This is a genomic window from Phormidium sp. CCY1219 (assembly GCF_055795085.1).
Genome location: NZ_JAYFEQ010000759.1, coordinates 1 through 13,246, shown reverse-complemented (window position 1 = coordinate 13,246; position 13,246 = coordinate 1). Strand labels below are relative to the sequence as shown.

Genomic DNA, 13,246 nt, shown 5'->3' with positions numbered 1-13,246 from the left:
CTGCCCACCCTACAGCTCAATTCTTCCTTCTCAATGGTTCGTTCAATTCGCCGACTTGCTGTATTCCGGGGAATCCACGGGTCGATCGCCATTGTCTGGACTGCGCGATTCTTCCACCGGTTGGCGCTGTTCGATCAGACGAATAGCGCGGCTGACACTTTCCGGGAGGATGACCACCAAACTGCCCGAGGGAGCGCCATCCAGAGCAGTTTCGATCGCCTCAGTTTCATCGAGCAGCATTTCAAACTGGCGATCGCGGTTCACCTCTTCAATGCCCTTAACGATTAAATCTGCCGCGTCACCGCGAGGGCGTCCGCGCGTATCGTCATCTTCCTTGACGATAATCTGGTCGAAGATATCCGCCGACAATTTACCCAACAGGATAAAATCTTCATCCCGGCGATCGCCAGGTCCGCCCACCACGCCGATGGTTTCCCCGGACCAATTGCGAACGAAAGCGCCGAGGGCCTGATAGCTAGCCGGATTGTGAGCGTAGTCCACCAGAGCATGATAGCTGCCCAAATTAAACAGATTCATGCGTCCCGGAGTTTGGGCCACCGAAGCTTGGAAAGTAGCCAACCCATCGCGAATCTCCTCAATTTCCACCCCATTGGCGAACGCCGCCAAACAAGCGGCCAGAGCGTTAGCGATCATAAACGGAGCCAGTCCGCCCATTGTCAGCGGCACATTCACCGCCTTTTCGATGCGTAGGGTCCAATCCCCGTGGATAATCGAGAGATAACCATTCTCGTAAACTGCTGCCAGACCGCCTTGGCGGGTGTGGTCGTGGATGAGTTCGCTATCGGGATTCATCGAGAAATAAGCCACTTTCGACTTCACCCGTTTAGCCATTGATGCCACCAACGGATCGTCAGCATTGAGGATAGCATAGCCTTCCGGTTGGACTGCTTCAGCCACCACACTTTTCAGGTTAGCCATTTGCTCGATGGTATCGATATCGCCGATACCGAGATGGTCTGCGGACACATTGAGGACCACCCCCACATCGCAGCGATCGAACGCCATACCCGATCGCAGGATGCCACCCCGGGCCGTTTCGAGCACTGCCACTTCCACACTGGGGTCTTTCAGAATCAGTTCTGCACTTTGCGGGCCGGTATTGTCGCCTTTTTCCACCAAGAAATTGCCGATATAGGTGCCATCGGTGGTGGTGTAGCCCACAGTTTTCTCAGTTTGCTTGTAGATATGAGCCAGCAGGCGGGTGGTGGTAGTTTTGCCATTAGTGCCCGTGACCGAGAGGATGGGAACGCGAGCCGGAGTATCCGGAGGGAAGAGCATGTCTAGGACGGGAGCCGCCACATTGCGCGGCAGACCCTGACTGGGGCAGACATGCATGCGGAATCCCGGAGCAGCATTCACTTCCACAATCGTGCCATCGTTTTCCCGCAGGGGTTTGGTGATATCTTCCGTTACCACATCGATGCCGCAAATGTCAAGGCCGATAATTTTAGCCACTCGTTCGGCCAGCCAGACATTTTCCGGGTGAATTTCATCGGTGCGATCGATAGCGATGCCGCCGGTGCTGAGGTTAGCGGTATCGCGCAGATACATGACTTCCCCGTCATCGAGGATAGTATCGAGGCTGCAGCCCTTGCGTTCTAGGCGCTGCAAGGTGGGGTTATCCACCACGATGCGGGTCAGGACATTATCGTGACCGTCCCCTCGGTTGGGATCGCGATTGGTGCGATCGATGAGTTCTTCAATCGTAGACTTACCATCCCCCACCACATGAGCCGGGACTCGTTCCGCCACGGCGATTAATTTGCCGTTGACCACCAGGAGGCGATGGTCGCGACCGCGATAGTAGCGTTCCACAATCACCGAGCGGGTTCTGGAAGCGGCGCTAGCGGCATCGTAGGCTTCTTCGGCGGCACTCCAAGAGTTGATATTGATGGTGATGCCCCGTCCGTGGTTGCCGTCGAGGGGTTTGATGACGATCGGATAGCCGCCCACATCGTCGATCGCATCTTCGAGTTCGTCCAGGTAATGGATGGTGCTGCCACGGGGCACCGGGACGCCTGCATCGCGCAGGGTTCTTTTCGTGCCTTCTTTGTCGCAGGCGAGTTCGACCCCTAAAATACTGCTGCTATCGGTGAGGGTGGCTTGGATGCGCTTTTGGTGGATGCCGAAGCCGAGCTGGATCATCGAGCGGGCACTGGAGTGAAACCAGGGAATGCCTCGGGTTTGTGCTTCTTTGACCAAGGCTTCCGTAGAAGGACCGAGGGCAGCTCTCGCCCACAAGTCTTTCAGGTCTTGCATGTCTTGGTCGATTTCCGACTCTGGATATCTGCCGGTATCCACAATGCTGCGACAGAGGCGTACTGCTGCCCGGGCGGCATAGCGACCCGCTTGTTCGTCCACGTACTCGAAGACCACCTGATAGATGCCCGGGGTGGAGGTTTCGCGGGTGCGACCAAAGCCAACCACCATCCCCGCGAGTTCTTGCAATTCGAGGGCCACATGTTCGATGACATGACCCATATAGGTTCCTTCTTCCACCCGAGCCAGGAACCCTCCCCTACAACCAGGGGAGCAGTGGTGTTCCACTAAACTGGGTAGCACTTCGGTGAGTCCTTCGTAGAAGCCGGGGATCTCGCTAGTTGGCTTATCGGCTAAGTCCTCTAAATCGAGACGCATATTGATGAGTTTATGGCGTCGAATACTCCAATAGTTAGGACCGCGTAATGTCTGGATTTTGAGTATTTTCATAGCTGTGCGCGAGGATGATGCTGTTTTGTTGGCTGCGATGGCGGCACTGCTTTTAGTTTCTGGCTTTTAAAAGCCGAAATACTGTTCGTAGTGAACAACTTGGTCGCGATCGCTTCGGAGTTCTAGAGGGTAAGAAAAAGCCGGAAGGTAGTCTGCTCGGGTGAAGCGCGAAGTGTCAGTTTTTTATTTTGGCCTTCGGATTTCCGCCGCGAGGGTTTTAGGGATTGAACTTCCGGCGAAGAAAAAGGGGGAGCGGTTCAGCCATTATTGGTGAAAGGCCCAGCTGGGTGAGGGGTTCGCTGACGCAATTCGTAGCGATCGCCGTGACACAAGACGTGGACGCGCAGGTTGTAAAGGCTCAGGGGATCGGTGGCTCCCACCTGGGGTTCGTTGGTGCCGAAGGCGTTACCCGGATCGATAATCGTCACCGTACCTTTGCCCATAATGTGAATGGTGCCATCGCCTTCAAAGAGGGCACAGGTATCTTCGTCAATGCCAATGCCGATGCGATCGCTATGGGAGGCGATCGCCGAGAGCAACCGCGCCATTCGGTTTCGGTTGTGAAAATGCTGATCCACGATCGCGTCGGGGATGATCCCCAGTCCGGTTGCCATATCCACCAATGACCGATTCGGCGACTCGCCGCTGCCTCCACCTGCAATCATATGATGTCCCATGACTGCCGCTCCCGCACTGGTGCCCGCGAGGACGATTTTCCCTTCGCGCACCTTCATCCGCACTTTTTCCATCAGGGGAGTGTCGGCAACTAAGGCACACAACCGGAGTTGATCCCCACCGGTCATAAACACGCCAGTACAATCTTCGAGGTACTCTTGCCACCGGGGGTCTTCTCCCTCGGATCTATCCCGGATGTCGAGCAACTCAATCGCCTTGGCACCCATTTCGTCGAATATTTTCCGGTATCTGTCCCCAATCGCCGATGGCTCTCGTGAGGCACAAGGAATGATGGCAATTCGCGCATCAGTCCCGCCGGCTCGCGTAAAAAACGTATGCAGGATTTCGCGTCCGTGAACTTTGTCTTCGGCTCCGCCAATCACCATTACAGTGCTTTTCAGCGGTTGGGGCGTCTGTTCTTGCTGGGATTGAGTTTCTAACTGTAGCATGGATGGTCTTGCTATTGGCCGTTAGTGATTGGATATCTGAGTCTTGTTAATCTGCGCTGCGGCTTTTGAGCTGATTGTCCCACTTTCCGCGATCGCTCCTGGGCGGCTCTCGACACCTATCGCATTTTGGTTGCGGAAAATTTTATTGTCTCACTATTTTCTCCCCTTGCGGCCACGGTATGGGTTCTCATCGAATGACTTGAGGTTTTCCGCCGCTTTCCCCTCCCCTACAGGTGGTTTGACCCCCTTTCTTAGGGCAAGGACGCACAGTGCTGGGGTTGAATGTTTGATAATTTAAACAAATCTTTAGGTTTCGCGCAAATTATCCTCGGTCATTTTTCTGGGTTGTTTGGATCCTTTTTCTGGGCGGGTTGGACAAGCACTCCACCCCATTCCTGGAGATTCTCCCGGGAACGATAGGCGCTGTGACGCAAGCTGGTTAAGCAGTTTGGGGGTTTTTAACCCGGGATTGAGCCGGCGTACTTATAATAGAAGATTGTGCGCGATCGCTTACTATCCCCGTGCGAATAGATATTATCACCTTATTCCCAGAATTTTTCACCACGCCGTTACAAACTTCACTGTTAGGCAAAGCTACGGCTAAAAAAATAGCCGCCGTTCATCTGGTCAACCCCCGCGACTTTGCCACGGACAAACATCGACGGGTGGATGACGAACCCTATGGCGGCGGTGTGGGCATGGTAATGAAGCCAGAACCCCTGTTTGCGGCGGTGGAGTCTTTGCCGGTTCTCGAACCGCGCGAGGTGATTCTGCTTACCCCCCAAGGAGAACCCCTCAATCAACAACTCTGCTGGCACCTCGCCACCCACTCCCAGCAATTGGTCTTGATTTGCGGCCATTATGAAGGGGTGGACGAACGGGTGATGCATTTAGTCACCCGGGAAGTCTCTGTGGGCGATTTCGTCCTCACTGGAGGCGAAATCCCCGCCCTGACTCTGGTGGATGCAGTGGTGCGTCTGTTACCGGGCACGGTGGGCAAACGGGAGTCCCTGATGGCAGAAAGTTTCGAGTCGGGATTGCTCGACTACCCCCACTACACCCGCCCCGCTCAATTCCGCGACTGGAAAGTTCCAGATGTCTTGCTCTCGGGCAATCACGCCAAAATCGCTCAGTGGCGTCGCGAACAGCAACTCCACCGCACCCGCGATCGCCGCCCGGACCTGCTTGAAGGTGGCGATCGACACCGCAATAGTGCGGATGACGAATAACCTCCCCATCGGCTATCACGGAGAAAACTAACCCTGCTTTTTAGCCATGCGAAAATTTCAACTCCTCTTCGCTACCTTCCTGTCATTCTTGCTCCTCAATGAACTCAAGATTGACTTCTCGGCCCGCGATACCCAACCTTGGCTCTCTTTTAACGCGATCGCTGAGGCTCGCAGAACTGGCGGGCGCACTCGTGGCGGCTCTTTTAATCGCTCGACTCCCTCGCGCCCCTCTCGCTCTAGCCCCTCTCGCTCTAGCCCCTCTCGCTCTAGCCCCTCTCGCTCTAACCCCTCTCGCTCTAACCCCTCTCGCTCCACTACCCCCTCTCGCTCCACTACCCCCTCTCGCTCCACCACTAGCCCCAGTAATTCCACCCCCAGCCAAACTACTCCCAGTCGCGGAAACACCGGGGGACGAGTTCGCGGCGGCTCGTTTGAGCGTCAACCCTCACCGGCACCAGCACCCGCCACTCCCACCAACACCAATCGAGGCACCACTTCTACTCCTACCACTCCCGCCTCTCAACCCTCTCGCGGATCCGGTAACAACACGATCGTCGTCCCGGTTCCCGTACCGATTCCCCAACCAGCCCCACAACCTACTTATCCGGCTCCTCGGTACGATGAGCGCCCCTATGAGGACTCCACGGAATCCGGACTCAAACCCGCCCCGGTGGTGCCTCCCAGTTCCGAAAGCGGCGTTTCTTCTCCCTCGGTAACGCAACCGGCAACCCAACCGGTGCAAACTGCCCCACAATCGGGCTATTCCTCCGCTCAAACTCGTTCTTCCGGCGGTTTCCCCTGGGGCTTTCTCCTGTTTTTATTAATCCTCGGCGGTGCCGTAGCGGCGGTATGGTATGCGATCTCGAAGCGCAATGCCAGCCCCAGTGCCGCCCAGGAACTCGAGAACGATATTGTCACCGTGAGTAAGTTGCAAGTGGCCCTCCTGGCATCGGCGCGCGATATCCAATCCGAACTCACGGATCTCAGTCTCAGCGCGGATCTAGACACTCCAGAGGGACTGGCAGAATTGTTGCAAGCCTCGGCTTTGGCTTTGTTGCGCCATCCGGACTACTGGACTCACCTGTATGCCAGTTCCGAAACGGTGAACTCTCGCGAGGAAGCCGCACGGGTGTTCGAACAAATCTCGGTTGCACAACGTAGCAAGTTTTCTGCCGAAACCCTGAGCAATGTGGGGGGTCGCGTTCGCTATGGCGACACGGGGGGCAATGACGAAGACAGCGACTCGGCTTATTATATTGTGGTGACTTTGGCGATCGCTACGGAAGACGATAAGCCCCTATTTGACCAGATCCATTCTGCAGAAGAACTTCAGCAGGTTTTACAGCAGGTGGCTGCCATTACCCCAGATTATCTCCTGGTGTTTGAGTTGCTCTGGAGTCCTCAAGATCCAAATGATAGTCTCAGTTATGACGATTTGTTAACCCACTACAGTGAAATGATTCAAATTGGTTAGTTATTGGTCATTGGTCATTGGTCATTGACTAATGACCCGATCGCAATCGTTCGTGTTTGGGAGGTTCGGCAAGGGTAAAGGGTTCGGTTTCTTTGGCGATCGCCTCGCGAATGTAGCGGGGTAAGTGCAGGGCACCCAACCATGAAATCCCATCGAATTCGCGTAATTGACCCGATATTTTTTCGGCGATCGCCCCATCGATGGTTGCTGGATCTCGATGTGGTTCGATGGGGCGATCGGCAGCTACAATAAATCCCCAATTCGCTAAAAAGCTCGGAATAAAATAGGTGTAAGATTCTACGTGAGGGAATAGAGATTTTACCGTATTCACCAACCGCGCGTGGATGGTAAGATAGCTGAAATCCACCGATCCAGCTTGCATGGTGAAGCAGCCTCCCGGCGCAAGCAAATTACGAAATTTTTGCAAATATTCTCGAGTAAATAACCGGAAAGAGGGACCATCTTCAATCGGATCTGACAGGTCAGAAATTATAACATCAAACCTCTCATCCGTATTTTCGACAAAGTGTATGGCATCTTCAATCCGTACCTCGCTGCGGCTATCTTCAAAAGAGTTTTGGTGCATTTCTGGCAAATATTGGCGACAAGCTTCTACCACTTCCCCATCAATATCGACCATTACCACGCTTTCCACACTGTTCCAGCGCAAGACTTCTCGCAAGGTTGCGCCTTCTCCTCCACCTAAAATTAACACTTTTGCTGGTTTTGCACAGGCTAAGAGCGCCGGATGCACCAAAAATTCGTGATAAAAGTGTTCGTCTACTGTAGACGCTTGATAGTCGCCATCGAGGAGCAACGATTTACCAAAAGAATCGCTTTCCACAATATGAAGTTGTTGGTAAGCGGTTTTTTGGACGAACAAAACCCGATTGATAGTATGGAAACAAATGTCCCGTTCGGTGAGGGGATTGCAAATCTGTAAAACCGCACTAAAATTGTTTTGATGCATGGAAACTTTTAACCGAGTGCTAAGGGGTGATTATGCCCGCAGGTTGACTATCAAAAAACTGTTATGCAATGCGATTGAGGCAGGTATCCTTACCGGGAATGCCACGGGAAATCACCTGTAGAGAATAATCGCTCGCCTGCAAGGTTTTTGCTAAAAAGTGACAGGCTTCTTTGGGTTTAGTGTTTTCCCCGCAGGTGAAAACATCTACCGCCGCATATCCAGATTCGGGCCAAGTATGAATTGAAATGTGGGATTCTGCCAGAAGAAGTAAGGCGGTAACGCCTTGGGGATCGAATTCGTGCAAAACTTCGTTTAATACTTTCGATCGCGCTACTTTTGCCGCTTCCCTCAGCGTCTTGGCGATCGCTTCCGCATTGTCGAGCAATTCGCCAGGACAATCGTACAGTTCTAAAATGCAGTGGGTGCCACCATAGGAGTGAGGCTTACCCCCTAACGGGCTAGATAGAAGTCGTACCAATTTACCAATACCCTCAGTGGGTCGATCGCAGCATTTTTCGTTTGTGCGTTCCCAATCTTAACAGAGCGATCGCTATTGGTCAAGACCCTACGCTCGCCGCCTCGCCCGGGGGTTTCGTGCTGCGATCGCCCCCTCACTCGGCGTTTTTCCCCTTTTGTGTCCCCTTGCAGGTGACATTGCATCGCGTCTTCTCCCCTAATTCTCCCCCTCGCCACCCTTCTATTTCCATCGGGATGCTAAAATATCAAAAAAACATCACCCTCCGATTTACTCCAAAATCTGGAGTGTATTGTCCTCCCTAACAGATAGCGAATTCAATTTTTTATTAATCCAAATTATGCCAAACAACGAACTCGAAAACGATATTGTCACCTTGACTAAACTCCAGGTAGCCCTAGGTGCGAGAGTGACTTCCATTCAATCAGAATTGTCAAATATAACGATTGCAGCGGATACGGAAACCAATGCGGGATTGTTTGACCTCTTGCACGAAGCCACCGAATGTTTGCTGAAGCATTCAGAACATTGGACTCATGTTTTAGGCCACTCGGAAACCTTCCCCAGCCGAGAAGCCGCGCAAATTGCCTTTGATAAATCCTCCCTGAAAGAACGGCGCAAATATAGTGCGGAAACCCTCAGTAATGTAGAAGGCAAAATCCAACAACAAGAAGTTTCGCCGGAAACCGAAGCGGGGGAAGCGGCGTATGTGGTGGTTACGGTGTTGGTGGGAACCGCTCACGATCGCCCATTATTTACCGCACCAATTGCCTCAGCAGCGGCATTAAAATCAGCGCTTAATACCCTGCGATCGATGTCCTCGGATTATCTGATGATACTGGAACTCCTGTGGACTCCGCAACTGGAAAGCGATACCCTAACCGAAGGGGAAATGGCATCAGACTATGCCGATTTGATTGCCATCTAAATCTTATGCCATAGGGCAGATAAGAAAGCATGCCAATTATTTTGCAGGTTGTGTAGAAATGGAGGTCTCGGAGCCGCGTTAACCCGCTCATGTTAGTTACATAAAATTTTGCAATAGTCAAGCATAAAAATGTGAGAATCTCGCTCCCTATTTTCCCAGGTAACGAGACCCTCACCCTGATGATGATTACTTCAATAAAGCCGAGATATGAGTGTGTCTTTAGCCGACAACTTACGATTTATTTTTATGTAGAAATGCCCAAGTTTGGTTGCCAACTTTGCCATCAACCAAAACGTGAGCTTCGGGAAATTGCTGGTTCATCTCGGATTGAAATTGTTTGACGGCTGTTTCTGTTTCTTCATCATAGAGACCATCGACTCCAGATGAGCCTAAATCGTAGCCCATTTGATTTAAAATCTGCTGCATTTGTTTGACAGATTCACCGCGATCGCCTCGTTCTAATACGGGATTATCAGACATATGTTTTTTCTCCATCTTCTGCAATATTGTTGAGCGGTCAATTCTTCCCCTCCCTGACTTTGCCAGGGAGTGGAGATGCAGACGGAACAATGTGGAAAAAGCGCTGCCTAAGCACTGGTTCCAAACCGCTGCAGATTGACTGTCACGGTTAGTGTAACCTTCTGTCTTTCTGGAGTTAAACTATCGAAAGGAGTATTTTTGGCCAGCAAATGGCTGAAGCCCTATAATTAGCTTCGGGAAGGGGGAGAAAATTCTGGCAACTAGAAGTGGCGGTGGGCCAGAAAGCGCCTCCTGCACCTAGGCGGGGGAATTTTAATGCAATGGTTTGACAGTGGCATTGCACGGGAGGGGGGCAACCCAGAACTGCCAAAAATTTTAGCCGCCACTACCGGTGGTTTTTGCACCGGTCAGTAGAGGCGACCCTATGGGAGACGCGCGCCCCGGTTACAGGATGGGAATCCGCATGCCTTCTCGGGCCAAGAAACCGCCAGGGAATGCAGTTTTGACTTGAGATTCTACATCTAAGAGAAAATTATCGTCGTGCGCGGGATCGTGATGAAAAATTGCCAGTTGTTTGACCCCTACAGCTTTTGCCACTTTGACTGCTTCCTGCCAAGTGGAGTGACCCCATCCCATTTTCGGCGTTTTTGGGTGATAGTATTCTTCGTCGGTATAGGTGGCATCGTAAATCAACAGGTCGGCATTGCGCGCCAGTTGCAGTACGTTGTCATCCAGGCGATCGGGGAAATGTTCGGTGTCGGTACAATAGACGGCGGTGCCTCCGCGCCAGGAAACGCGATAGCCGATCGCTTCACTGGGATGGTTCAGGTGCGCGGTTTCGATGGTAATATCATCCACTGCGATCGCATCCCCCGGTTTCAGGTCGTAAAATTTCAAATTCGAGCGCATCCCCTGTAACGGAATTGGAAAATTGGGATGCAGCATCTGATCGGAGAGACGCTGTTTCATGGTAGAACCATCCGGGGCAATGGCTCCGTACAGGTGAAAGCAGTTGCCCGGGATAAAGGCGGGCACGAAAAAGGGAAATCCTTGGATGTGGTCCCAGTGGGAATGGGTAAAAAACAGGTAGGCTTCCACGGGCATCTCGGGGAGCAAACTTTTTCCGAGTAACCGCAAGCCGGTACCGCCATCGAAAATCAGGCGTTTGCCTGCAACTCGCATTTCCACGCAAGACGTATTACCGCCGTAGTGAACTGTTTCTTTTCCTGGGGTGGCGATGCTGCCTCGCACCCCCCAGAAATTGACAACAAATTCAGAATCAGGTGGGGTTTCCATAGTGGCTATCCAATGGGAGGGGTTTGGACTCGGCATCTAGGGGGTGGACAAGGGCTGGGGGGAGTGAGTGTTGTTGCTGTGATTCTCGGGCTGGATTTCTAACTGATGGTTGAATTCATCCACGAAAACCACCGTGGGCGAGTAGGTTTTCACTTCTTCAGGGGTGAATTGTCCGTAAGTCATAATAATCAGGCGATCGCCTGTGACTCCCTTGCGCGCGGCGGCACCATTGAGTTCGATCGCGCCGGACCCGGCAGGGGCTTCGATCGCATAGGTAATGAATCGCTCACCATTTGATTTATTGACAACTTGCACTTGCTCGTAGGGCAAGATACCTGCCGCCTCTAATAACTTTCGATCGATGCTGATGCTACCCACATAATTCAAATTAGCACTGGTTAGGGTGCAGTTGTGGATTTTTGCCAAAAGGAGAGTACGCTGCATGATGTGGAGATGTATTGAAAAGTTTGGCGGATTGCTCCCCTTTTTTATTAAGGGAGAAATGAACGACAGCTTTTATTGTGTAAAGCTTGCTAATTTCTTGGCCTCCTATCGGTCGGAGTCGAGTTCGGTTACAACTGTTACCGACATCCTCGGGACCTTTGCCCTGCAACGAAGTTCTTTTCCCACGCTTGCAGTTAAACCACTGGCCCGGGTTTCGAGCAGGGGCTAGTTATAAATTTTAACCGTTCTGACGTCACAACCGCTTGTCCAAAACAAAAATTTTCCTTCTCAAATCTTTCATATGAATGATTTTAGCCACCCTCACCCCCTGGCTTCAACTTTTCCGGGCCATAGCAACTGGAAAATCCTCCCCTCGTTTCCCGCTGCTGAAACTCCCTTTCCCGATTTGGCGGCGATCGCTCTGGGGAGGGCTTGTCTTCGCTTTTATTCATTTAATTTGCATAGTTTTTCCCATTTTTGCGATTTTCTCTGCCGAGGTATTCCTCATCTTATAGCCGCTCTTTTTTGGAAAATACTGGTGCGAGTGAGAGCGCAACCACCGTCGTGGGTTTTGCCTCTCTCACCCCCTTGAAGTTGACAAATCAAGGGGATTTTTCATTCGGGGTGACGCAAGGTGGCGCTTTGGGATTTTCCGACACTAGAAAGCAAGGGCAAAAATTTCCATACCTGATTCGGGGGAAACCGCGAGCGAGGTCATTATTAGTGACTTAATCAGTTATGCAAATTAAGTGAATTAACGTTTAAATTAATTGTGGCGGCGGGACAATGTTTTCTCTTGGGAGTCCGCCGCCTGCGCGAAGGGTTGGGGAGGCTGTTTTAGGGCGATCGCTTAGCTTCTACCGTATTCCTTCCCGGCTTTCACGCATTTTTCCACCAAGGGCATCACTTCGTGGATATCTTTCCAACCGAGCATTTCGGTTTTCTTGTTTTCCAAGTTTTTGTAGGTATTAAAAAATTCGGAAATTTCGTCTAAGCGATGTTGGGCGATATCTTTGAGAGATTTCACGTTGGCATAACGCGGATCTTTATCGGGAACGCACAGAATTTTTTCGTCGCGTTCTCCGGTATCGATCATTTCTAGCAATCCGATGGGACGGGCGGTAATTACGCATCCGGGAAACGTCGGTTGATCCATAATGACCATTCCATCGAGGGGGTCTCCATCCTCGGCTAGGGTATTTGGAACGAACCCGTAATCGTAGGGATAGTAAACTGCAGAATAAAGAACCCGGTCTAATGCAAACGCTTGCAAGTCCTTATCGTACTCATATTTATTTCTGCTCCCGGCTTGAATTTCAATCAAAACGTTGAGCAAGCCCGGTTTCGGTTGGGCAGGAATTTGCGATAAATCCACAACTAACTCCAATGCAGAACGAATGTAGCATTCCCCTCTGCTGAGGGGAAAGAAGCCGTTTTTTGGTCAGTTTCGAGTGACCGTGACAGCAGCACCACCACCGTGGATGGTTCTGCAACGGCATTCCGTCAGCCATCGTACCAGAAACAGTGGCTTCCCAAACAGCTTTTTCGTTTTGGTTCGTTTTTACCCACACCGATCCACCCCCTTGCCCGAGAGGTTGCCCGTCATCGCCCTGGTTGAGCGCGATCGGCGACACAGTAGTAAGCGGGGGAGGGATAAGGAAAGGCAAATGATGGATGAGCAAGCAAAAAAATCTTTGCGTCCTCGAATTTTCAAGAAAAATTTAAGGTTTTGTCGTGTTATGCTGCGATCGCGCGAGGGCTATTTTGGCAAGCGGTTGGGTGCAGCCACAGGGAGGGCTGTGACATTCGATTGGCGATCGCGCAGATAAATCTTGCCCGATAATTGGCCTGCAGGATCGCTCTCCCTCACGAGGGGGACGTAACAGAGCGCTAACATCCGCCCAGGGCGATGCGGGAGTCCCTTGCCCGAGGGAAATGAAACTGACAAGCTTGACAAAACCCAGCCATGACCCGAGAGGGAAAGTGACTGGCAATCCCGGCTTAAAGGGATGGGAGTGGAATCATCAGAAATTAGGGTTGGTAAGGGGGAGAACGGAAACCCTCGTCATTTATGCGTAGGGAGGAGTTCTCCCCCC

Annotated in this window: 13 protein-coding genes; 3 read left to right on the top strand and 10 right to left on the bottom strand. The window is 51.9% G+C overall.

Translation table 11 applies throughout. From position 1 onward, the window contains the following. Nucleotides 1-42: 42 nt before the first annotated feature. Nucleotides 43-2,730, bottom strand: a complete 2,688-nt coding sequence (gene cphA / locus AC0QH1_RS23045) for a cyanophycin synthetase (RefSeq protein WP_324633715.1) — start codon at nt 2,728-2,730, stop codon at nt 43-45. Between the two features lie 257 nt (nt 2,731-2,987). Then, nucleotides 2,988-3,854, bottom strand: coding sequence for a cyanophycinase (locus tag AC0QH1_RS23040; RefSeq protein WP_324633714.1), 867 nt, complete (start codon nt 3,852-3,854; stop codon nt 2,988-2,990). 521 nt (nt 3,855-4,375) lie between these two features. On the opposite strand from AC0QH1_RS23040, the gene trmD reads away from it, so the two are divergent. Next, nucleotides 4,376-5,083 (top strand): tRNA (guanosine(37)-N1)-methyltransferase TrmD, encoded by a 708-nt coding sequence (trmD, locus tag AC0QH1_RS23035; protein ID WP_324633713.1) that lies wholly within the window; start codon nt 4,376-4,378, stop codon nt 5,081-5,083. A 46-nt stretch (nt 5,084-5,129) separates the two neighbouring features. Further along, nucleotides 5,130-6,557, top strand: a complete 1,428-nt coding sequence (locus AC0QH1_RS23030) for a DUF1517 domain-containing protein (RefSeq protein ID WP_324633712.1) — start codon at nt 5,130-5,132, stop codon at nt 6,555-6,557. Between the two features lie 28 nt (nt 6,558-6,585). Here the strand turns inward: AC0QH1_RS23030 and AC0QH1_RS23025 are convergent, their stop codons facing one another. The 3 genes from AC0QH1_RS23025 to AC0QH1_RS23015 form a co-directional block, all read right to left on the bottom strand. Continuing rightward, on the bottom strand, nt 6,586-7,527 hold the full coding sequence (locus AC0QH1_RS23025) for a fused MFS/spermidine synthase (RefSeq protein ID WP_324633711.1): 942 nt from the start codon (nt 7,525-7,527) through the stop codon (nt 6,586-6,588). A gap of 61 nt (nt 7,528-7,588) precedes the next feature. Next, complete coding sequence (gene speD / locus AC0QH1_RS23020) at nt 7,589-8,005, bottom strand: adenosylmethionine decarboxylase (protein ID WP_324633710.1); 417 nt, start codon at nt 8,003-8,005, stop codon at nt 7,589-7,591. Then, entirely contained in the window at nt 7,978-8,187 is a 210-nt protein-coding gene (locus AC0QH1_RS23015) for a hypothetical protein (RefSeq protein ID WP_324633709.1), read from the bottom strand. Before AC0QH1_RS23015 ends, speD begins: the two co-directional genes overlap by 28 nt. Before the next feature lie 155 nt (nt 8,188-8,342). Here AC0QH1_RS23015 and AC0QH1_RS23010 point away from each other — a divergent pair, with 155 nt between their 5' ends. Next, entirely contained in the window at nt 8,343-8,930 is a 588-nt protein-coding gene (locus AC0QH1_RS23010; protein ID WP_324633708.1) for a DUF1517 domain-containing protein, read from the top strand. 231 nt (nt 8,931-9,161) lie between these two features. Here the strand turns inward: AC0QH1_RS23010 and AC0QH1_RS23005 are convergent, their stop codons facing one another. The 5 genes from AC0QH1_RS23005 to AC0QH1_RS22985 all read right to left on the bottom strand — a co-directional run bounded on the left by AC0QH1_RS23005 (nt 9,162) and on the right by AC0QH1_RS22985 (nt 12,525). Then, nucleotides 9,162-9,410, bottom strand: a complete 249-nt coding sequence (locus tag AC0QH1_RS23005; RefSeq protein ID WP_324633707.1) for a peptidoglycan-binding domain-containing protein — start codon at nt 9,408-9,410, stop codon at nt 9,162-9,164. Nucleotides 9,411-9,854: 444 nt separating this feature from the next. Beyond that, on the bottom strand, nt 9,855-10,706 hold the full coding sequence (locus AC0QH1_RS23000) for an MBL fold metallo-hydrolase (protein ID WP_324633705.1): 852 nt from the start codon (nt 10,704-10,706) through the stop codon (nt 9,855-9,857). 36 nt (nt 10,707-10,742) lie between these two features. Further along, entirely contained in the window at nt 10,743-11,150 is a 408-nt protein-coding gene (gene panD, locus AC0QH1_RS22995; protein ID WP_324633704.1) for an aspartate 1-decarboxylase, read from the bottom strand. A 311-nt stretch (nt 11,151-11,461) separates the two neighbouring features. Beyond that, on the bottom strand, nt 11,462-11,602 hold the full coding sequence (locus tag AC0QH1_RS22990; RefSeq protein ID WP_324633703.1) for a hypothetical protein: 141 nt from the start codon (nt 11,600-11,602) through the stop codon (nt 11,462-11,464). A 398-nt stretch (nt 11,603-12,000) separates the two neighbouring features. Then, nucleotides 12,001-12,525 (bottom strand): inorganic diphosphatase, encoded by a 525-nt coding sequence (locus tag AC0QH1_RS22985; RefSeq protein WP_324633702.1) that lies wholly within the window; start codon nt 12,523-12,525, stop codon nt 12,001-12,003. Between the last annotated feature and the right edge of the window lie 721 nt (nt 12,526-13,246).